Source organism: Gordonia hankookensis (genome assembly GCF_014673215.1).
GTDB lineage: Bacteria > Actinomycetota > Actinomycetes > Mycobacteriales > Mycobacteriaceae > Gordonia > Gordonia hankookensis.
In genome coordinates this window covers 592,156-612,527 of sequence record NZ_JACWMS010000003.1, presented here as the reverse complement: position 1 = coordinate 612,527, position 20,372 = coordinate 592,156, and the positions used below count along the sequence as shown (strand labels likewise).

General features: G+C 67.3%; 18 protein-coding genes and 1 tRNA gene. 12 read left to right on the top strand and 7 right to left on the bottom strand.

All coding sequences use genetic code 11. The features are described from left to right. Positions 1-32: 32 nt before the first annotated feature. Positions 33-2,204 carry a glutamine synthetase III family protein gene (locus IDF66_RS17275; RefSeq protein ID WP_190267883.1) on the bottom strand — a complete coding sequence of 724 codons (2,172 nt, stop codon included), beginning with the start codon at positions 2,202-2,204 and terminating at the stop codon, positions 33-35. 183 nt (positions 2,205-2,387) lie between these two features. Next, on the bottom strand, positions 2,388-3,533 hold the full coding sequence (locus tag IDF66_RS17270; protein ID WP_190267882.1) for an FUSC family protein: 1,146 nt from the start codon (positions 3,531-3,533) through the stop codon (positions 2,388-2,390). Positions 3,534-3,611: 78 nt separating this feature from the next. Here IDF66_RS17270 and IDF66_RS17265 point away from each other — a divergent pair, with 78 nt between their 5' ends. Together IDF66_RS17265 and IDF66_RS17260 are read left to right on the top strand one after the other, a co-directional pair. Continuing rightward, a complete protein-coding gene (locus IDF66_RS17265) occupies positions 3,612-4,127 on the top strand; it encodes a MarR family winged helix-turn-helix transcriptional regulator (RefSeq protein ID WP_164306460.1) in 516 nt (171 codons plus the stop codon). Between the two features lie 55 nt (positions 4,128-4,182). Then, complete coding sequence (locus IDF66_RS17260) at positions 4,183-4,848, top strand: nitroreductase family protein (protein ID WP_190267881.1); 666 nt, start codon at positions 4,183-4,185, stop codon at positions 4,846-4,848. A 68-nt stretch (positions 4,849-4,916) separates the two neighbouring features. On the opposite strand, the gene IDF66_RS17255 is transcribed toward IDF66_RS17260, so the two are convergent. From IDF66_RS17255 to IDF66_RS17245, 3 genes are read right to left on the bottom strand one after another with little or no spacing between them, the layout of a single operon-like run. Beyond that, positions 4,917-6,413, bottom strand: coding sequence for an MFS transporter (locus IDF66_RS17255; RefSeq protein WP_190267880.1), 1,497 nt, complete (start codon positions 6,411-6,413; stop codon positions 4,917-4,919). Between the two features lie 57 nt (positions 6,414-6,470). Then, positions 6,471-7,097: a vitamin K epoxide reductase family protein gene (locus tag IDF66_RS17250; protein ID WP_164306457.1), complete on the bottom strand. Its 627-nt coding sequence runs from the start codon at positions 7,095-7,097 to the stop codon at positions 6,471-6,473. A 4-nt stretch (positions 7,098-7,101) separates the two neighbouring features. Next, complete coding sequence (locus IDF66_RS17245; RefSeq protein ID WP_164306456.1) at positions 7,102-7,839, bottom strand: DsbA family protein; 738 nt, start codon at positions 7,837-7,839, stop codon at positions 7,102-7,104. A 387-nt stretch (positions 7,840-8,226) separates the two neighbouring features. On the opposite strand from IDF66_RS17245, the gene IDF66_RS17240 reads away from it, so the two are divergent. The 4 genes from IDF66_RS17240 to cobF all read left to right on the top strand — a co-directional run bounded on the left by IDF66_RS17240 (position 8,227) and on the right by cobF (position 11,849). Beyond that, positions 8,227-8,299: transfer RNA gene (locus IDF66_RS17240), tRNA-Arg, on the top strand. A gap of 488 nt (positions 8,300-8,787) precedes the next feature. Further along, complete coding sequence (locus IDF66_RS17235) at positions 8,788-10,227, top strand: sunset domain-containing protein (protein ID WP_190267879.1); 1,440 nt, start codon at positions 8,788-8,790, stop codon at positions 10,225-10,227. Between the two features lie 37 nt (positions 10,228-10,264). Continuing rightward, positions 10,265-11,086 (top strand): SDR family oxidoreductase, encoded by an 822-nt coding sequence (locus IDF66_RS17230; protein ID WP_317628743.1) that lies wholly within the window; start codon positions 10,265-10,267, stop codon positions 11,084-11,086. 7 nt (positions 11,087-11,093) lie between these two features. Continuing rightward, on the top strand, positions 11,094-11,849 hold the full coding sequence (gene cobF, locus IDF66_RS17225) for a precorrin-6A synthase (deacetylating) (RefSeq protein WP_190267877.1): 756 nt from the start codon (positions 11,094-11,096) through the stop codon (positions 11,847-11,849). A 19-nt stretch (positions 11,850-11,868) separates the two neighbouring features. Here cobF and IDF66_RS17220 read toward each other — a convergent pair whose 3' ends face one another. Beyond that, entirely contained in the window at positions 11,869-12,609 is a 741-nt protein-coding gene (locus IDF66_RS17220; RefSeq protein WP_164306452.1) for a 3'(2'),5'-bisphosphate nucleotidase CysQ, read from the bottom strand. Positions 12,610-12,634: 25 nt separating this feature from the next. Here IDF66_RS17220 and IDF66_RS17215 point away from each other — a divergent pair, with 25 nt between their 5' ends. Then, positions 12,635-13,537, top strand: coding sequence for an Fpg/Nei family DNA glycosylase (locus IDF66_RS17215; RefSeq protein WP_190267876.1), 903 nt, complete (start codon positions 12,635-12,637; stop codon positions 13,535-13,537). 159 nt (positions 13,538-13,696) lie between these two features. Beyond that, the gene (locus IDF66_RS17210) at positions 13,697-14,368 is read left to right on the top strand and encodes a response regulator transcription factor (protein ID WP_164306450.1); all 672 of its coding nucleotides are present in this window, start codon (positions 13,697-13,699) and stop codon (positions 14,366-14,368) included. Here the strand turns inward: IDF66_RS17210 and IDF66_RS17205 are convergent. Beyond that, the gene (locus tag IDF66_RS17205; RefSeq protein WP_317628742.1) at positions 14,347-15,780 is read right to left on the bottom strand and encodes a sensor histidine kinase; all 1,434 of its coding nucleotides are present in this window, start codon (positions 15,778-15,780) and stop codon (positions 14,347-14,349) included. The genes IDF66_RS17210 and IDF66_RS17205 overlap by 22 nt on opposite strands. A 221-nt stretch (positions 15,781-16,001) precedes the next feature. Between IDF66_RS17205 and IDF66_RS17200 the strand changes: the two genes are divergently transcribed. The 4 genes from IDF66_RS17200 to IDF66_RS17185 are packed head-to-tail and all read left to right on the top strand — an operon-like array spanning position 16,002 to position 20,348. Next, on the top strand, positions 16,002-17,609 hold the full coding sequence (locus IDF66_RS17200; protein ID WP_387999873.1) for a thiamine pyrophosphate-binding protein: 1,608 nt from the start codon (positions 16,002-16,004) through the stop codon (positions 17,607-17,609). 11 nt (positions 17,610-17,620) lie between these two features. Beyond that, positions 17,621-18,283: an SRPBCC family protein gene (locus IDF66_RS17195; RefSeq protein ID WP_190267873.1), complete on the top strand. Its 663-nt coding sequence runs from the start codon at positions 17,621-17,623 to the stop codon at positions 18,281-18,283. Continuing rightward, positions 18,280-19,311, top strand: coding sequence for a 3-oxoacyl-ACP synthase III family protein (locus tag IDF66_RS17190; RefSeq protein WP_190267872.1), 1,032 nt, complete (start codon positions 18,280-18,282; stop codon positions 19,309-19,311). Before IDF66_RS17195 ends, IDF66_RS17190 begins: the two co-directional genes overlap by 4 nt. Next, positions 19,308-20,348, top strand: a complete 1,041-nt coding sequence (locus IDF66_RS17185) for a pyridoxal phosphate-dependent aminotransferase (RefSeq protein ID WP_190267871.1) — start codon at positions 19,308-19,310, stop codon at positions 20,346-20,348. The genes IDF66_RS17190 and IDF66_RS17185 overlap by 4 nt, the downstream gene beginning before the upstream one ends. Positions 20,349-20,372: the final 24 nt, after the last annotated feature.

Sequence of the window (20,372 nt, the reverse complement as noted above, 5' to 3'; positions counted from 1 at the left end):
CGTCCGGCGGGCACTGCCACGACTCGACGAGCTCAGAGGATGGTGAGCATCTCGTGGTAGGTCGGTAGGGGCCAGAGATCGTCGGCGACGATGCTCTCCAGCTTGTCCGCGACGGTCCGGACATCGACCATCGCGGGGATCAGCGACTTCAGCGCGTACTCTGCCTCGCCCTCGACGGTGTCTGCGTGGAAGCCGCCGATGGCCTCCTCGAGCGTCAGCATCGCGGCGTAGAGATCCTTGGTGCTCTTGGTCACCGACATCAGGACCGGGTGGTCGGTCTCGATGCCGGCGGCCTTCAGACTGGCCGCGGTGCCTGCGAGTTCGCCCTGATACCGGTTGGCGGCGGGGAGGATCATCGTCTTCGCGATCTCCAGGGTCTCCTTTGCTTCCACCAGCAGAGCGAGTGAGTACTGCTCCAGCACCACCTCCTTGCGTGCCTTCAGCTCACGGTTGCTCAGGATTCCGTAGGCGCTCATGACCTCCTGGATGGCGGGCTCGTCGTACTGCGCCATCGCGTCGACGGTGGTCCGCAGGTTGAGCAGTCCCCGTGACGCCGCTTCCTCCTGCCACTCGTCGGAGTAGCCGTTGCCGTTGAACACCACTTTGCCGTGCTCGACGATGATGCCCTCGAGTACCTTCTGCACCGCCGCATCGAACTCCACGCCGTCGGCGAGTTCCTTCTCGAGGAAGTTCGCGACGTAGTCCAGGGACTCGGCGAGCATGGCGTTGATCGCGATCATCGGATCGGCGATCGATTGGTTGGAACCCGGAGCGCGGAACTCGAAACGGTTGCCGGTGAAGGCGAACGGGCTCGTCCGATTACGGTCGCCGGCGTCGGCCTTGAGCGGTGGCAGGGTGTCGACGCCGAGCTCCAGCACGCCGGACTCCTTGCTGGCCTTGGCGCCGCCCTTGGCGATCTGGTCGAAGACGTCCATCAGCTGCTCGCCGAGGAAGATCGAGATGATGGCAGGCGGCGCCTCGTTGGCACCGAGTCGGTGATCGTTGGATGCCGACGCGATGGACGCGCGGAGCAGTCCGCCGAACTTGTGCACGCCACGGATGATGGCCGCGCAGAACACCAGGAACTGCTCGTTCTCGTGGGGGGTGTCGCCCGGGTTGAGCAGGTTGCCCTGATTGTTGTTGCCGAGCGAGAAGTTGACGTGTTTTCCGGAGCCGTTGACCCCGGCGAAGGGCTTCTCGTGGAGCAGGCAGACCATGCCGTACCGCTCCGCGACGTTCTTCATCGTTGTCATCATGAGCTGCTGGTGGTCGTGGGCGAGGTTGGACTTCTCGAAGACCGGTGCGAGCTCGAACTGTCCGGGGGCGACCTCGTTGTGGCGCGTCTTCGCGGGGATGCCCTGTTTGAACAGCTCCCGGTCGAGCTCGATCATGAAGGCCAGCACGCGGTCGGGGATGGCCCCGAAGTAGTGATCGTCGAACTCTTGACCCTTGGATGGCTTGTCGCCGAACAGGGTTCGGCTCGCCGTCATGAGGTCGGGCCGGGCGAAGTAGAAGTGTCGGTCGATGAGGAAGTACTCCTGCTCGGCGCCCGCGTAGGACACGACGGTGTCGACGTCGGTGTGGCCGAACAACCTCAGCACTCGCATGGCCTGCTTGCTCATCGCCTGCTGGCTGCGCAGCAGCGGCGTCTTCTTGTCCAGTGCCTCGCCGGTCCACGAGATGAAGATCGTGGGGATGCAGAGTGTGTTGCCGTTGGGGTTCTCCATGATGTAGGCCGGGCTGGTCACATCCCAGCCGGTGTACCCGCGGGCCTCGAAGGTGCCGCGCAGACCCCCGTTGGGGAAGCTCGAGGCATCCGGTTCGCCCTGCAGCAGCGTCTTGCCCTGGAACTCTGCCAGCGACGCTCCCGACGAATCCGGTTCGAGGAACGAGTCGTGCTTCTCCGCGGTGAAGCCCGTGAGCGGATAGAAGACATGGGCGTAGTGCGACGCGCCCTTCTCGATCGCCCAGTCCTTCATGGCCGACGCGACGTAGTCGGCCAGGGTGGGATCGAGCGGCGCACCCTTGTCGATGGTCGCCGAGACGGCTTTGAAGACGTGCTTGGGCAGGCGGGCCTTCATCACAGACAGTGTGAAGACGTTGCGCCCGAAGGTGTCTGCCAAGGGTTCCGGGAAGCCATCGGTCTCCACCGAGTAGTTCGTCACTGCCTCGATGGCTTGACGGCGGGACATGCTGCCACTCATTGTCACTCCTGGGATCGTCACCTCGTCCTCGGCGACGGGAGTGCATCGAGGGCGTTTCGTGGTGTGCAAGCGATACGACGCTATGAGCAGGACGTACCCGGGTCGTTTCCCTTGTGTGACGTGCGTGAAAACAGGTTCGGGGCAGATGTGGCATCCGAGTCCTGGGGGGCGACGAGCGAAGGCCTACCCGGCGGCGGCCCGGGAGATGATGCGGCCCGAGCCGGTGACGGTCAGCGCCGCGACGACGATGCCCACGACCACACCGATCAGGGTGTCGATCACCCGGTCCACTGCGGCCGCCGGGGCCAGCCCCGCGCTCAACGCCGTCAGGAGCAGCGCCATCGGGGTCACCGCGACTGAGGCGATCGCGTAGTTCACCGGTGCCGAGACCTCCGCGACGATCTGGCAGACGACGATGGCCACCACGGCACCCCAGTAGCCGAGACCGAGGCCGAGCAGAGTGGCTGCGATGACCGCACCGACGACGTTGCCGAGCAGCCGTTGCCATCCGCGTTGGACGGTGACGTGATAGGCGACGCCCTGCATGGCCGACATCGAGCCCATGGCCGCCCACATCGGATGGGAGAGCCCCGCAGCCGAGGCGGCCACCGCGCTGACGACGATGGCGACGGCGATGCGGCAACTGTTGACCAGCAGTTCGTCGCGGGGGCGCCGACGAAGTGTCGTCCGGATCGACTCGTGACGGACCGTCGGGTGCTCGGTGTCGAGAGCAGTGGTGGCGGCCGGTCGGATCATCTGCCACGAGTTGCGCAGGAGCCACGGCGCGAGTGAGGCCACAGCGCCGCAGATTGCCCCAAGGGTGGTCGCGACCAGTGCGCGTGCGACGTCGTTCGCGTCCTGTGCGAATCCCATCGCGCCGGTGGCGGCGAACACGAAGATGACCGCTCCGGGCCCCGCGATGTGCAGCATGCCGACCAGCAGGGCGGCCAGACCCCCGAGGACGGCGACGGCCGCGATCTCGGCGACGAGTGGCGCACCGGACAGTCCGAGGGCGACACCGAGGCCGACCGACGCGACGATGCCGATGCCCAGCACGACGAGACGTCCCACTCGTACGCGATACGGGTCAGGTCGGCAGAATGCCGAGGTCAGAGCGCCGAGGGCGGCAAATCCCGCCACGTCGCGCTGGCCGGCGAGACCTCCGACGATCAGCACCGAGCCGACGGCGAACCCGACCCGGATCGGGACCGCGACACTCGCCCGGCTCAGGTCGAGGCGCAGCGATGACCGCCACATCTGGGGGTGAACGGCGTAGAGGAGAGCGCCGCGGCGGTCACGGACCTGGTCGATGCGGGTGGCGGTGCTCATGGCCTGATACTTTATCACTGTTTTAGTAGTGAAATAAAAATCCTTCACCGACGAAGTAACTGGTCCTACGATGAGGGGATGAACAGTCCGGGTGGGGGGCATGCACCGGATGCGCCCGATCTCGTCGACCGCATCCAGCGGGAGTGGGCACAGGCGTACCCGGCTCTCGACGTTCGTCCGGTCGGGGTGCTGGGCCGGATTCATCACATCGCCGCGGTCAGCAGCCACCGCCTCGATCGCCATCTCGAACCCCATGGGGTCACGCGGTCGGAATATGACGTGCTCGGAGCGCTCGCGCGTTCGGATCGGCCGCTGCGCGCCAGTGAGGTGGTGTCGACGACCATGCTGAGCGGTGCGTCGATCACCAAGATCACCGAGAGTCTCTCTCGCCGCGGACTGCTCGAACGCCGGAAATCGGAGCGCGACGGACGGGTCGTCTTGCTCGAGCTCACCGCACAGGGCCGTGCCCTCGTGGATGACGAGCTGCCGCGGCGGCTCGCCGACGACGAGCGGGCGCTCGCCGGCCTGACGCCTGCCGAACGGGAGTCCCTCGCGGCGCTGCTGCGCAAGATCTCGGCCGCGGTCGGCAGCTGACGTCGAGAGCGGGATCGCGTCCGCCGTGGTCGCGACGACGGGCATAGTGGGACCCATGGAGTTGCACGACGTCATGCGGACCACGTTCGCCGCACGCGAGTTCACCGACGATCCATTGCCCGACGATGTGTTGTGGCGCATCCTCGACGACGCGCGGTTCGCTCCCAGTGGCGGGAACCGGCAGGGCGCACACATCGTGGTGGTACGAGACGCCGAGACGAAGCGTCGGCTCAGCCGACTCGGGGAGGCGACCGTCCGCCGCTACATCGCCCAGATCGCCGCCGGCGAGAAGCCGTGGAACCCGTTGTATCCCACCAGCGTTCCGCAGAACGTGATCGACGGTACCGAGGTGCCGGACAGTTTTGTGGTGCCGATCCGGACGGCGCCGGTGGTCTTGGTGGTGACCGTCGACCTCGCTGTGGTGGCCGCGACCGACCAGGATCTCGATCGGGTCGGTCTGGTCAGCGGGGCATCGGTCTACCCGCTGGTGTGGAACATCCTGCTCGGCGCCCGGCAAGAGGGATTCGGCGGCACCATCACATCGATGGCCGTCCCGCAGGAGGCGGAGGCCCGGGAACTGTTGGGGCTGCCCGAGACCCACGCTCTCGCCGCCGTCGTCCCGATCGGCAGGCCGGTGCGTCAGTTGACCAAACTGCGGCGTCAGCCACTCGCCGAGTTCGTGACGCGGGAGCGTTTCGACGGGCCACCCCTGACACCGTGATCGGCGCACCGGCCGGTGCGCGGCCGTACCCGACCTGACATGTGGTCGGTCTGCTCGTCACGTCGGCATCAGCGGGGTCCGACATGCCCTGCCCCGCTCGAAGCCGTCGGTCCGGGCACGTCTGTCGGTCGCGGCGGGCGGATGGACGCGACCGCGGCCGCGATGCCGGCGAGCGCGAGTGCCGCGAAACCGAACGTCAGGAATCGTGCCGACGTGACGGTCTGATCGCCTGTGGCGCCGACCGTTGCGCCGACGCTGACCAGCAGGCCCGCTGTCGCGGAGCCGAAGGTGTTGGCCACCATCTGCACGGTGTTGACACCCGCTGATGCCCGGGCCGCCTCGGCGTCGTCGGGGGTGATCGTCATGGCGGCAGTGGCGATGTGTGGAAACGCCATCCCGATCCCGGTGCCCGCGACGAACAGTGCCACGAACCAGCCGACGATTGCCGCGGTGCCCGAAGCGGACTGCAGCACACCGTATGTCGCCAGCCCGACGGCCAGGAACGCCGGCCCGGCGACCCGGACCACCCGGGCGCGCCGCCCGTCTGCCCACGTGGTGCTTGCGATCTGGGCCGACGACCAGCCCCAGGACAGCGCAGCGCCCAGCATGCCTGCGAGGAGGGGTCCCATCCCGGCGATCTCCTGCCCGAACAGGGGGATGAACGCTTCCGAGGTCGAGCCGACGGACAACACTGCAATCGACACGTAGATCCACTTCAGCGGGTTGTGAGTGGTGTAGGTGAGGCGGGGGAGGAGGCCTGCGCGTCGTCGCCGGTCGACCACCACGAACCCGAGCGTGGCGGTCACGGCCACGCCGACGAGAACGATCACGGCCGACCTGCCGTCGACCACACTCGCCACCGAGACGGCGACCGTCGCGAGGACGACCAGCGCGAGGGATGAGATCGGCAGTGGTGTGGATGCAGTGTCGTCGCGGCGGCGGGCGGGCAAGGCGCGGAGTGCGAGCGCAGTGATGATCGCGGTCGCGACGACCAGAAGCCAGAACGACCCCCGCCAGAACCCGATCTGGGCGAAGAGGCCGCCGAGGACCGGTCCGATCAGGTTGCCGACGCCCCACATCGCTGACGTCAGGCCGACCGCGCGCACCCAGAGCCGCTCGGGAAGGGCCAGGCGGATGACGGCAAACGACAACCCGGTCAGCAGGCCACCGCCGATGCCCTGGATTGCTCTGCCGCCCAGCATGATCGGCATGGTGGGGGTGAGCGCACACACGAGTGACCCGACACCGAACAGGCCGAAGGCGATCAGGTAGGCACGGCGGGCTCCCCAGCGGGTGAGGGTGCGGGTGACCAGCATCGAGGAGAACACCGACGTGATCAGGAAGACCGTCATCACCCACGCGTACAGGCGCTCACCGCCGATGTCGGCCACGGCACTCGGCAGGGATGCCGCCGTGAGGTACGTGTTGATGGCGAACACCGCGATGCCGCCGGCGAAGACGGCGATCGCAGCACGGTACTCACGAGCGAAGAGCTCGCGCCAGCTGCCTACCTGCGTCGGCGTCGGGTCGCCAGCACCGCGACGTTGAGAAGGCCGCTCCGACATGGTCCGAGGATTGCCGGAACGGCGGACGTCGGTCAAGTCGGCGTCCGCAGGCGCCGATCAGATCAGGGTCGACCAGTAATCCCAGAACTCCACACCGATCGCCACGATCACGATGGCGTACCAGACGATGAGCAGCGGCCAGAGCCACGACCGGATGAACCTGGCCCACGGTGCATCGCCGAGGGACCGCCCGATGGCGAGGATCAGGATGATCGGCGTGATCACCCACACGACCATGCAGTAGGGGCACAGGGCGTGAATCCGGTAGAGGCTCTGGAAGATCAGGTAGTGGATGAACACGACGCCTGCCGCCGAGCCCAGCGCGAGCCCCGCCCAGAACCATCGCGGCAGGTCGATGCGGGCGACGGACTGCACCCCGATGACCACGACCACCGCGAATGCAGCGATGCCGATGTACGGATTGGGGAAGCCGAAGAAAGCCGCCTGATCGGTCACCATCACAGAACCGCAGGACAGCACCGGGTTCAGGCTGCAACTGGGGCGGTAGGACGGGTCCAGAAAGAGCTTGTACCGCTCGACCGACAACGTGAACGCAGCGAGCAGACCCAGAGCGCCGGCGACCAGCAGCACGATCGCCGCGATCGGGGAGAGACCCGTGCGGGTGCCCCGGACTGCCGGTTCGGCGGTTTCCTCGGTCTCGGCCGGTTGCGCCCCGTCGGTCATCGGGTCACCCCGCCAGTGCCTGCTCGACGCGTGCCTTCAGGTCCTCCGGGGTGGTGAGCTGGAGGTCCTGGCCGTTCAACCGCACCGTCGGGGTCGAGTTCACGCCGGTCTGGGTGACGTCCTGGGTCTGCTGGGTGACCCAGTCCTTGAACTGGCCGTCGCTGATGCAGGAGTTGACGTTGGACGCGCCGGCCTCCTTGGCGATGCTGTTGAGCTCGCTGTCGGGCAGTCCTGCGCCGCCCTCCTCGGGCTGACGCTGATAGAGCAGGTCATGGAACTTCTGCCACACCCCGAAGTCGCCGCCGCCCGCGGTGGACTCCGCGACACAGGCCGAGGCGTTCGCCGATCGCGTCGAATACTGGGTGCTCGAGGAGCGGTCGAGGATCGCGATCGGGTGGTAGTCCACGGCAACCTGCGGGTTCTCGCGGAGTTCGGCGACCGTTGCGCCGAACGATTCCTCGAATTGTCGACAGGCCGGACATTGGAAGTCCTCGATGACGGTGAGGACGGCCTTGGGCTGGGTGCCGGCAGGCGCCTTGGTGACCCGGAATGCGCCCGTGTCGGTGGCGACACTCACCTGTGAGCCGCTACCGGTGTCCGACTCGTTGGACAACACCGCCCACAAACCCACGGCCACGGCCACGGCGATCAGCACGACGACGGCGCCGACCCGGATGAGGATCGAGCGTCGTCGCTCCGCCTGACGCGGGTCGACGATCGGTTTGCGGGACGATTGACTCACAATTCCTCCGGGGGTCGGTACGCAACGCCGTTTTCGAAATCAGCCGCTATGACGCACATCGGAATCGTCGACGGCCATGAGGCGCGCCTCCCGTGATCCACTCGCACCCCGCGGCCAGGCGCGCGGGTGGCGAGATGTCGGAATCCGGGGTCGCTGCCACGCCGCCACTCTAACGGAGGTGGTCTGTGAAGACGGTAAGGAGTTGCCGGGCGGGCCGGGCGGCCCGTCGTCGGACCGAGACCCGGACAAACCGTGCCGATCCGCCGGGGACGTCGTGTCGTAGACTCCAAGGGTCCGATCGGCCCCGAGCGGCCGGCCAGACCGCGACCGGCACGAACGTCGAGGACGAACCCCCTAGCGGACGGCCGCCTCGACGCCGTCGGTCCCGCCTCAGTAGCTCAGGGGATAGAGCATTCCTCTCCTAAAGGAAGGGTCGCAGGTTCGAATCCTGCCTGGGGCACCGTCACATCCCTGCCGGCCTCCGGCCGGTGTGCGCCCACTGCAACGTTTGACGGGATTCACGCGGGCGCACTGTGACATCCCTGCCGGCCTCCGGCCGGTGTGCGCCTCCTGTGGTGTGGAGAGGGCTGCACGACCGCACCCGCATCCACACGAGACGCCGGCCGAAATCCCTGATCGCACATCGCCGAGTCACCGAGACCGACCGGCGAGCGGGATTCCTCGAGGCCGCCGCCGCACATTCTTGATCCCCCGGCGAAATCGATTGTTTTGCGGCGTCCAACGGGCGGCGGTGCCCTCTACCTGCGCAGTCTCTTTTCTGAGGTTCCATGATCGCAATCCGGGAACTTTCGGCAATCACTTTCTCGGATTGCCATGTGCTATGCGCGACATTGAGGCAAATTGTTGTTTTGGGCGAATTTTTCGCCGTTTCGATGACAACCAGGTCGATGACAAACGAGTTCGAGCGAGGCGAGGTCGAGGAAGGCAATGGCCACATCACACACACGTGCGAGGGTCGGTGCTCTCGCACTGGGTTTCATCGCTGCGTCCGCGACAGCACTGCTGCTGGCGCCGCATGCGGGTGCCGATCCCCAGAGTGACGCGCAGGCCGCAATCGCCGAACTCGAACAGCAGATCAGTGCGGGCGACGCGGATCGCGGCCAGGCGGACACCGGACTGGGCGCCGAGGACGGTGACCTGACGGCGGTCGGAGACGGCTTCGAACAGAAGTTCGCCAACGGCACGGTGTTCTGGTCGCCCGAACACGGTGCCCGAGTCCTCTACGGCGGCATCCTGGCCAAGTACACCGACGAGGGCGGCCCCACCGGCAGCCTGGGCTTCCCCAGTTCGAGCGAGGGCCCGGCGGATTACCGCCCGACGGGTCGCGGTGCGTCGTTCGCGGCCGCCGATCAACCGAAGATCTACTGGACACCGAGCGGTGGCGCCTGGGTGGTACGGGGACCGTTCACGGTGGCCACCGACAAGCTCGGCGCCACGTTGGGAGCGCCGACCGCCGACATGACGACGTCCGGTGACATCGTCTCCCAGGAGTTCGCCAACGGGACCCTGACGTACAGCAGGTCGACCGGGGCGTGGACGAGTGCACCCGACCCGAACTGGGCGCAACAGCTGTCCGGGTCGAGCATCCCCGGTATGGCCGATTCCCGTGGTGACGCGGCGGCCGACGACACGAACACGTCGGACTCCGACACCGACGGAACGTCGTGGTGGTGGCTGCTGATCCCGTTCCTGCTGATCCTGGTCGGGCTCTTCTTGATCTGGCTGTTCCGCAAGGCACGGGGACCGAAGACACCCGACGTTCGCGCGGATGAAGGGAGGGCGGCGACCGCTCCGCAGGCGACCGTCGACGAGTCGGATGCCGCCGAGGGGGCCGCCGGAGCTCCGACGACACATCGCGGTGCGGCGGCCGGTGTCGCCGCTGCGGCGGGTGGGGCCGTGGCAGCAGGTGCGGCAACCGGGGCGCGAGAAGCGGAGACGTCAGACGTCGGCGAGACCGATGTGCCGACTCCGGATTCGGGAGAGAGCACTGTCGTCGACGACGCAGCTGACGACGCCGATGTCGCCGAGTCGCCAGAGGCCGGTGAAGGCGACCGGGGGACCGCGGCCGCGGTGTCCGGCGATTCAGTGTCCGGCGATTCGGTGATCGATGGGTCGGTGCACGGGCACGGTGACGGCGTCGGCTACTACGTCGCCAACGGCCGGCGCGAACCTGTACCGGTGGGTGCACATCTCCCACTCGACGATCCGAAGCAGGCCCCCGACGGGTACCCGATCAAGGTGAGCGCGACCGACGGCGTCTATTACACGCCGACTCAGCCGTCCTATGCCGAGATCGAGCCCGAGGTCTGGTTCGCGTCGGAGTCCGCTGCCGAGTCCGCGAGCTTCTCGAAGTCGCTGCCGGACTGAGCACTGCGCCGTCAGGTCGGCACGCTACGGTGTGTCCGTGGCTGCTGCATCAGGTTCCAAGGTCGTTCTCGTCACCGGCGCCTCGAGTGGGATCGGGGCCGAGGTGGCCCGCATCTTCGTCGAGCGCGGACACACGGTGTACGGCACCAGCCGCCGACCGGAGGCCGTGGCAGACCCGGTTGCCGGAGTTCGGTACGTACGCCTCGACAACGCCGACTATCAGAGCGCGATCGACTGTGCCCACGAGATCGGCGCGATCGACGTGCTGATCAACAACGCGGGCGAGAGTCAGGCGGGTGCGCTCGAGGACACGTCCATGGCAGCGATCGAGGATCTGTTCGCCGCCAACGTGTTCGGGCCGGTGGCACTCACCAAGGCGGTGCTGCCGGGGATGCGGGAACGCGGCACCGGGACGGTGGTGATGGTCGGTTCCATGCTCTCCAGCTTCCCGGTTGCCTTCCGATCGAATTACGCCGCAACGAAATCCGCGCTCAAGGCCTTCGCATTGGCCACCCGACGGGAGGTCGCGCCCTACGGCATCCGGATGATCTCGGTGGAGCCCGGGACCATCGCCACCGGAATCGGGGATCGGCGCAGCATCCACATCGGCGACGACTCGCCCTACCGGGGTGAATACGAGACCCTCGCGGCCGCCACCCGCACGAACGAGGACGCCGGAATCAGTGCCACGGCGATGGCCACGGTCATCGTCGGGGCCGCCCTGGCTGAGCATCCCAAGCCGTTCTACGCCAAGGGAAACCACGCCGGGATCGTCTTCGCGCTCCGGCGGTTGTTGCCCCGCCAGGCGGTCCTGGACCTGTCTGCGCGCATACACGGCCTGCGCAAGGTCCGGATCTGACCGCCCCGTGCAGATCACATTGCGGGTCATCGGGATCGGTCCGGGCAATCCGCGCCAGATCACCCTCGAGGCGATCGATGCGCTCGGCGACGTCGACGCATTTCTCGTGCTGGACAAGGGGGGCGACAAGAAATCGCTGAGTGCGGTGCGCCGCGACATCCTCACGCGGTACGGCCGCCCCGGTCATCGGGTCATCGAGGTCGTCGACCCGCCCCGCAACCGCGATCCGGCGGACTACGACGCCGAGGTGCGTCGGTGGCATGCCGCCCGCGCCTCGATCTTCACCGACGTGCTCACCACCGAGGTGCCCGATGGTGGCGTGGCGGCCCTTCTGGTGTGGGGCGACCCCGCGCTGTATGACAGCACCCTTCGTATCGTCGACGACCTCGCCGAACATTCCGGATTGTCGATCGACGTCGAGGTCGTCCCCGGCGTGACCAGCGCCAGTGCTCTCACCGCAGCGCATCGCATCGCGGCGAACCGGATCGGTGAACCCGTCCACATCACGACGGGGCGCCGCCTCGGTGACACCCCGCATGGCGCCGACACCAACCAGATCGTGATGCTCGACGGCACCCTGGCGTTCCGGCAGATCGCGGACCCCGACGACCACATCTGGTGGGGTGCCTACGTGGGTACCGACGACCAGATCCTGATCAGCGGCCGGGTGGCCGACGTCGCCGAGCAGATCGTCGCCGCCCGGGCCGAGGCGCGTGAACGCATCGGCTGGATCATGGACATCTACCTGCTCCGCAAAGGCTGACTGACATCTGCCCGGCCGGTCACCAGATCTCGTCCAGCGCGGCGAGCAGATCGTCGCGGATCTCCTTGCGGCAGATGACGAAGTCGGGCATGTACGGGCGGGGCTGGTTGTAGACGATGGTCGACCCGTCGAGCCTGCTGCAGTGGAGATCGGCTGCCAGGGCGACACCGACCGGAGCGCAGTTGTCCCACTCGTACTGACCGCCGGCATGCACATAGGCGTCGACGTCGCCGCGCACCACCGCCATCGCCTTCGCGCCTGCCGATCCGATCCCGATCATGTTCAGCGACAGTCGCCGGGACACCCACGCGCTCTCGTAGGAGCCGCCGTACCGCGATGCCGCCATCCGCCCGGTGAGAGTGCCGCTCGGCGGTTTCACCGCATCGGATCGGAAGACCTCGCCGACGGCGGGTAGTGACACGGCCGCGGTCGTCACCGCGCCGGACTCGGTGAGCGCGACATGCACGGCCCAGTCGGCGGTGCCGGACGAGAACTCGCTGGTGCCGTCGAGCGGATCGATGATCCACACGCGATCGGCTGTGGCCCGGTCGCCGACGTCGGCACCCTCCTCGGACAGGATCGCATCATGTGGTCGGTGCCTGCCGAGGACGTTCGCGATCCATGCCTGCGCCATGGCGTCGCCGACGTCACCGAGATGGCGACCGCCGAGTAGTCCGCCGTGGCGGACACCCATGAGGATCTCGCCTGCACCTTCGGCGACGCGCGCCGCCAGTTCGGCATCGGAAAGGCGGGAGATCATCCCCCTACTAGAGCACACTGGACCCATGCCTGAGCTCCCTGAGGTGGCGGCGGTGGCTGCCTACGTGGACGGCCGAGCGGCCGGTTTCCCGATCCGCCGGGTCGACGTTGCGTCGCTGGCTGTTCTCAAGACCGCGGATCCGCCCTACACGGCGCTGGCCGGGCGCGTGGTCGAGTCGGTGGGTCGGATCGGAAAGTACCTGGTCATCCGAACCGTCCCGGGTCCGGACAGCACGAATGTCGCCGCGGAGCCGGAACCGGTGATCAATCTGGTGATCCACCTGTCGCGTGCCGGGTGGCTGCGCTGGAGCGAGCAACTCTCGCAGACCCCGCCACGCCCGGGCGGCAAGGGGCCGATCGCCGTGCGCGTGCACTGCGGCCTGCCGGGCGAGGGGTTCGACGTCACCGAAGCAGGCACGCAGAAGCGGTTGGCCGTATGGGTGGTGCGCGACGTCGGTGAGGTCGACCGGATCGCATCGCTCGGGCCGGACGTCCTCGCGATGTCCCGTGACGAGTTCGGCACCATCCTGGCGGGGACGTCTGGCCGGATCAAGAACGTCCTCACCGATCAGCGCACGATGGCCGGGATCGGCAACGCCTACTCCGACGAGATCCTGCACGACGCCCGGCTGTCGCCGTTCGCGTCGGCCAAGTCGCTGACCGACGCCCAGGTGGACTCTCTGTACACGACGATGCGGTCCGTACTCGCCGACGCCATCGGTCGCCTCGAGGGGCAAGAGGTCGCCCGGTTGAAGTCGGAGAAGCGAACCGGGCTGAAGGTGCATGCGCGGACGGGCCTGCCGTGCCCGGTGTGCGGCGACACGATCCGCGAGGTGTCGTTCTCGGACCGCTCGTTTCAGTACTGCCCGACGTGCCAGACCGGAGGCAAGGTGCTCGCCGACCGCCGGATGTCACGGTTGTTGAAATGACGGCGGCCCGATCATCGCCGCCGAGCAGGCCGCATCGGTGCGAACAGGGGTAGGGTCAGATCTGGGTCGGGACGGGACAGATCACGGATGCTCGTCGTGGCCTTTGTCGGCTTCGTGCCGGGGCTCGAGATGGGAGCCGTCGGTGAGTGAGGTTGATCGGTGCGAGTGTTGGTTGTCGACGACGATGTGCGCGCGGCGGAAACGGTGCGTCGGGTTCTGGCGAGCGAAGGTTGGAGCGTCGTGGTCGCCACCGACGGTGCGGAGGGTCTGTGGCGGGCCGCCGAGGAGCAGTTCGACGTCGTCGTGCTCGACATCATGTTGCCGAAGCTCAACGGATTTCGTGTCGTGCAGGAGATGCGCGAGCGGAAGATCTGGACGCCGGTGCTGATGCTCAGCGCCAAGGACGGGGAGTACGACCAGGCCGAAGCCTTGGATTACGGGGCCGACGACTACCTCGTCAAACCGTTCTCGGTGGTGGTCCTCAAAGCCCACCTCCGGGCCGTGATGCGCAGGGGCGGCCGGGAGCGGCCGGCGATCCTCACGGCCGGCAGTCTCACCATGGATCCGGCGGAACGCAAAGTGGCGCGAGGCGACACCACGGTCACGCTGACACCGCGCGAATACGCCCTGCTGGAATTCCTGATCCGGAACAAGGAGACGGTGGTCTCCAAAAGGCTCATCCTGGAATCGATCTGGGATGAGAACTACGAGGGCGACGAGAACATCGTCGAGGTCTACATCCGGTATCTGCGCAAGCGGATCGATGATCCGTTCGGGGTGCGATCGATAGAGACGGTTCGCGGTGCCGGCTACCGGCTCTGCGAGGTCTGAGGGTCGGGGGAGATCTCCTCGTCGGTCGGTTCCCCGGTGGTGAGCACAGGCGGCGTCGAATCGTGGCCGACCGGCACGGACACCGACAAGGGCAGCGTGATCGTCACAGCTGCTCCGCCCGTGTCGCTTTCGCCGACGCTCGCGGAGCCTCCGTGTGCGCGGGCGATCTCGCGGACGATGGCCAGACCCAGCCCGGCGCCGAACTGATTGCGGCGATCGACGTCGAGGCGTGCGAATCGCTGGAAGACGACGTCGCGATCGCGGACCGGTATGCCGGAACCGTCATCGGCGACCGTCACCACAGCGTCGTCGCCGTCGATCCGCATCGACACCGACACCGTGGACCGAGCGTGCCGGACCGCGTTGTCGATGACGTTCCGCAGTGCCCGCGTGATCTTGTCGCTGTCGCCGATCATCCTGATCGGCTTGACGTGCAGCCGGATTCGAGCTGAACCGAGCGACCGGACACGTCCGACCTCTGCGGCCACCACGTCGTCGAGGTCGATCTCGTCGAGGTTCAGGGTGAGCCCGTTCTCGTCGGCGCGGGCCAGCATGAGCAGATCGTCGACCATCACCTGCATCCGTTTCGCCTCCGGCAGCAGGATGGTGCGGACGGTCGGCAGGTCGACGGCGGAATCGGTGTCGTCGGCGAGGTCGAGAATCCCGACGATGGTCGTCAGCGGACTGCGTAACTCGTGGGAGGCGTCGGCCACGAAGCGGAGTTGAGCATCCCGCGCGTTCTCCAGCCGCGACAGCATGTCGTTCATCGTCGTCGCGAGGGTGCTGATCTCGTCATCGGCGGATGGTACCGGCACGCGTTGTCCGAGAGCAGTTGCGGTGATCTCGTTGACCCGCTTGGTTATCCGGGACACGGGTCGTAGTGAACGCCCGACCAGGAGGTACACCGCACCTGCGGCGACGACGACGAGAAGCGGGATCTCGGCCGCCAGGATGATGCCGGTCACCCACTCGCTGTGGCGCACACCCGTTGCGCGGTCGAGCGCCAGCACGGTGTAGTACGCGTTGTCGTGTTCGGCGCCGACTGCGGTGGCGCAGAATTCCCCGGCGAATCCGGAGATTCCGATGTTGTCGAAGTATCGGTAGGTGTGCGGCGCCTGGTCGACATCGATGATCGGACCGCTCGGCGCGCCGGGCGATGAGCGGACCACGCGCCCACTCGCGTCGATCACCTGAATGACGTCGACGCCGGCGCCCGGCGCGAGGTCGTCGGCGTCGACGCCCGGGATGCCGTTGCGCTCGATCGCCGCCGCGATCTGGTACGCCTGCCGACCGGTGGATCGGTACATGGCTTCGTTGTTGGCCCGGTGCAGCATGAACAACATGGCCATGCCGCCGACCGACAGGGCCAGGGTGACCACCACGGCGGCGATGATCGTCGACTGCACACGCACGCCACCGCGCCGTCGAATGACGTGCGGCAAGCCTTTTCGCGTGTTCGCCACGATCTGGTGCCCTTCGGTGTGCATCGGTGCCCTACGAGCGTATTCCCGCGCGGACCTCACGGCCAGCGTGCACTTTCAGCAAACCTTCAGGGCGGCCGACGCATGGTTGTCACATGGCGCGAGACCGGTCGACGGCGAGGCATCTCATGCAGGTGCTTCATGATCACGGCGTGCGTGTCGCGTACGGAGTCCACGGCGCCAACATCGAGGACATGTACGCGGCGGCGCAGGACGTCGGGATCTGCCCTGTGGTGGCCAAGCACGAATTCGCCGCAGGCGCGATGGCGGACGGGACGACGCGGATCACCGGCCGGCCCGGTGTGGTGATGACGACCTCGGGCGGCGGAGCGATGAACGTCGTGCCGGCATTGGCCGAGGCGTACGACAGCCGAGTGCCCGTGTTGGCCCTGATCGGCAGCGCGCCAACAGGTCTGGTCGGTCAAGGTGCATTCCAGGACATGTTGAACCCGCCGGACACCATCGATCTGGTCGCGTTGATGGCCGCGGTGAGCGGGTCGTGTGCCGAGGTCTCGTCACCGGAGACGATGGCTGCCGCGCTCGCGACCGCGTCTCACACCCTCGAGCGCGGACTGCCTGCTGTACTGATCATCCCGAAGGACGTACAGGCTGCGCCGATGCCTGGATCGGCGCCGACCCATCCGGACGTGCATCCGGAACCGGGCGTGTCCATCGACGACGGTCCTCTCGAGGCCCTGGCCGAGCGCATGGCAGCAACCGCGACGGCACCCGGACGCGTCTGTCTGTGGGCCGGTGAACAGGCGTCCTGGGAGCGCCTCGGCACACAGATAGGTGAACTGGCCGAGTGCATCGGAGCCGTCACGGTCGCATCACCGGGTGGGCGCGACGTGTTCGCCGCCGGCGGTGGTTTCGCGGGGGTGACCGGCGTGATGGGGCACCCGAGCGCGCACGTCGCCGTCCGTACAGCCGAGATGGTGGTCGCGATCGGGTGCCGGATGTCGGTCACCGATCGTGCCGGACTCGATGATGTACTCCGTTCGACCGACCTGACCTCCATCGGACGTCACGATGCGCGATTCGGGGACTGTACCCAGATCGCGACAGACGATCTCGAACACTCGATACGGATGCTGGGAAAGCTGGTCGGCGCGAAGATGTCGCGATCACCGGCGCCTCCGGACATCACCATCGACCATCTACCGGTGCCGCGCGTCCCATCGACCCGGCCGGGTGTGCGGGCGGTCATCGAGGCGATCGGTGAGCAGCTGCCGCCGGTATGCGCGGTGTTCGCCGACGCGGGCAACGCAGGCGCTGCAGCTCTGCATCACCTGCCGTTCTCGCCTGCGCAGCGGTTCACGGTCGCGCTGGGGATGGGCGGGATGGGGCATGCGATCGCGGCGGGTGTGGGTAATGCGGTGCGGTGCGCAGTGGTCGACGATCGGTCACGGTCGATCGTGATCGCCGGTGACGGTGCGTTTTTCATGCACGGTATGGAGATCCACACGGCCATCGAGCACGACGCCCCGCTCAGCTTGATCATCCTGAACAACGACGCACACGGGATGTGCGTCACCCGCGATCGTCTCTACTTCCCCGACACGACCACCGTCAATCGCTTCCGGCCGACCGCCATCGCAGCGGGTCTCGACACGATGTTCGCCGATCTCGTGGTGCGGCACGTGACGGACATCGACGACGTCGCGGAGTGCTGCGCCGAGCTCTTCGCCGCAGACGGCCCGAACTGCGTGGTGATCGACGTCGATCCCGAAGAGGTACCCCCGTTCGCCCCGTTTCTCTGAAAGGACCGCGCATGACCGTGACAACCCCCCTCGCCGACCTCGGCGACGACGCGACGACACTGCCCGGGATCACGCGCATCGAGAGTCATCCTCGGCAGGTGGCCACACCGGTGCTCGTGGACCGGCTCCGGTCGGTCTATCCCCATCAGCAGATCTACGGCGACTACTGCCCGGTGCAGGGGTACGTGGACGCACCACCGCGCGAGTTGTACAGCTGGCTGTCGGACACGCGGTCGCTGGAGGAGTGGACCTACAGTCTGCGCGGATTCGTCCTCACCGATGAACCGGGACTGTGGCTCGGGCACGACCGCCTCGGCGATCACACCGAGATCTACACCCGCACGATCGCCAATCCCCATGCGATGACGGTCGATTATCACTGTGCGTGGGACCAGGGCAAGCATCTCTGGATGATCTACCTGATGCGGGTGGTGGACGCGCAGGTGGTGCTGGACAAACCGGGTTCGGTGGTCCTGTGGCACAACTGCCATCACCCGTTCTACGACGAGAATCCCTATCCCGAGACGGCGCCACCGGAACGTCCGGTGTGGGTGGGGGACTTCTGGGACATGTTCTCCGCCGGTCACCAGCTCGAACTCGAGAACCTCACGGCCATCGCCGAGTACCGGCACCACAACGGCCTGCCCATCACTCCGGATTGGATGCGATCATGACACATGCTGCACCACAGGCGATGCTGGTCGACCTGGCCACCTATCTGCCGGAGAATCGAGTGCCCGCAGCCTATTTCGCGCAGTTCGCGGAGGATGACGAGCTCGTCGACAGTGTGATGTTCCGGGCGCCCGCATTCCGGCATCATGCGTCGGACGGGGAGACCTCGGCCGACATGATGTTGTCCGCGGCTCGGGTGCTCACCGAACGGCACGGCGACGACTTCTTCGACGACGTGGACGTGGTGCTCACCCACAGCCAGCTGCCCGAGGTACCGGTCCGCGGTTGCGGTGGAGAGGTGGCGCATCGGCTCGGATTGCGGCCGTCGACCGTTCTCGACGTACACAACGGCGGGTGCGCGGCGTTCATCCACATGATCGACCTCGCATCAGCTCTGCTGCGCGCCAACGGCGGTCGACGCGCGCTGCTCGGCCTCGCACAGAACAGCGCGGCGCAGGTGTTCACCCAGGAACAGGTACGCGGTAAGGCGCAGGCAGCCATCCCCGGGGACGGTTCGGCGGTTGCCGTTCTCACCCTCGACGGCGATCGCGGCAGCCCGGTCCTCGGCCTGACCTGCCGGTCGTACGGCCAGTACTCGGGCGACATGACCGGGGTGTCCGAGCCGCAGCGAAAGTACTGGGAGGCTGGTCCGGGACAGATTCACATCGGATTCACCGAGGCGAAGATCGCGAAGGTCCTCGCCCGCGGCAATCGGATGGTGCCCGAGGTCGCGATCGAGGTGGCCGACACCATCGGCATCGCTCCCGCCGATCTCGACTGGTTCGTCACCAATCAGCCGAACCGGATCTTCTTGCGCAATTGGCGTGAGGCCCTGGAGCTCCCGGAGGATCGGCACCCCGACACCTTCGACGAGTGCGGCAATCTGTTCGCGGTCGGGATCCCGGTCACGCTCGACACGGCGGTCACCGACGGTCGGATCCGGGAGGGTGAGGTGGTGATGACGGCGGCGTTCGCGCATGCAGGCGACTTCGCCGCCGCCGCCGCTCTCCGCTGGGGTGGCCGTCCATGAGCCCGCCGCTCGACCCGGCAGGCGAGCCCTGGCCGCTGGCCCGCCTCGACCTCAACGAATCCGCCTATGCGCCACTGCCCGCCGTGGCCGCGGTGCTGCGCGAGGTGATGGCCGAGGCCAACCGGTATCCGGATTTCCTGCCCGACCGGACTCGCGGCCAGATCGCCGACCACCTCGGTGTACCGCACCGGCAGGTGACCGTGGGCGCGGGCGCCACCGGAGTCGCGTTGTCCGCGTTTGCGGTCTGCATGCGCCGGGCCGCGGAAGCCGGTATCTGCGCGCCGTCGCTGGTGACGGCTGTCCCGACCTTCGACGGATACCCGATCCTCGCGGAGATGGTCGGCCTACGTGTCGACGGCGTCGCCCTGGCCGACGACGGCAGCGTCGATCTCGATGCGCTGCGGGCCGCGGTGACCGACGACACGATGGCAGTGGTGGTGTGCTCCCCACACAACCCCACGGGCTCGACCGTCGCGCCCCAGGCGCTCTACGAGTTCATCGATGCGATGCCGCCGCAGGTGCTCACCCTGGTCGATCAGGCCTATGTCGAGTTCTGCGACAACCCGCCCGACCTGCATCTGCTCGTCGACATCCGCGACGACGTGCTGGCGCTGCGGACCTTCTCCAAGGCCTACGGACTCGCCGCGCTGCGGGTCGGATTCGGCATCGGGGACATCGGCGTGGTGTCGGAGGTGCGCAGCCACGAGGTGCCGTTCGCGGTGGGGCCGGCCGCGGTGGCCGCGGTCCCGGTCGCACTCGCGGCGGAAGCCGAACTCGCGCAGCGTGTTCGATCGATGAAGAGGGAGCGCGAGCGATTGGCGGACATGCTGGCGGCCATCGGCTGCCCGACCCTGCCGAGTCAGGCGAATTTCCTGTTCCTGCCGGGCGCCGAGGGTGTTGCCATCGGCCGGCTCCTGCGGAGTTGCGGCGTGGCGACGAAGGAGTGCGGAAACCATGGGATGCGTATCACGGTCGGCGACCGCGCCGGCACCGACTACGTGGTCCAGGCGTTGCGGTTGACGGCGCTGACCGCCTGAGGCGATCACACCGTCGTCATGCGG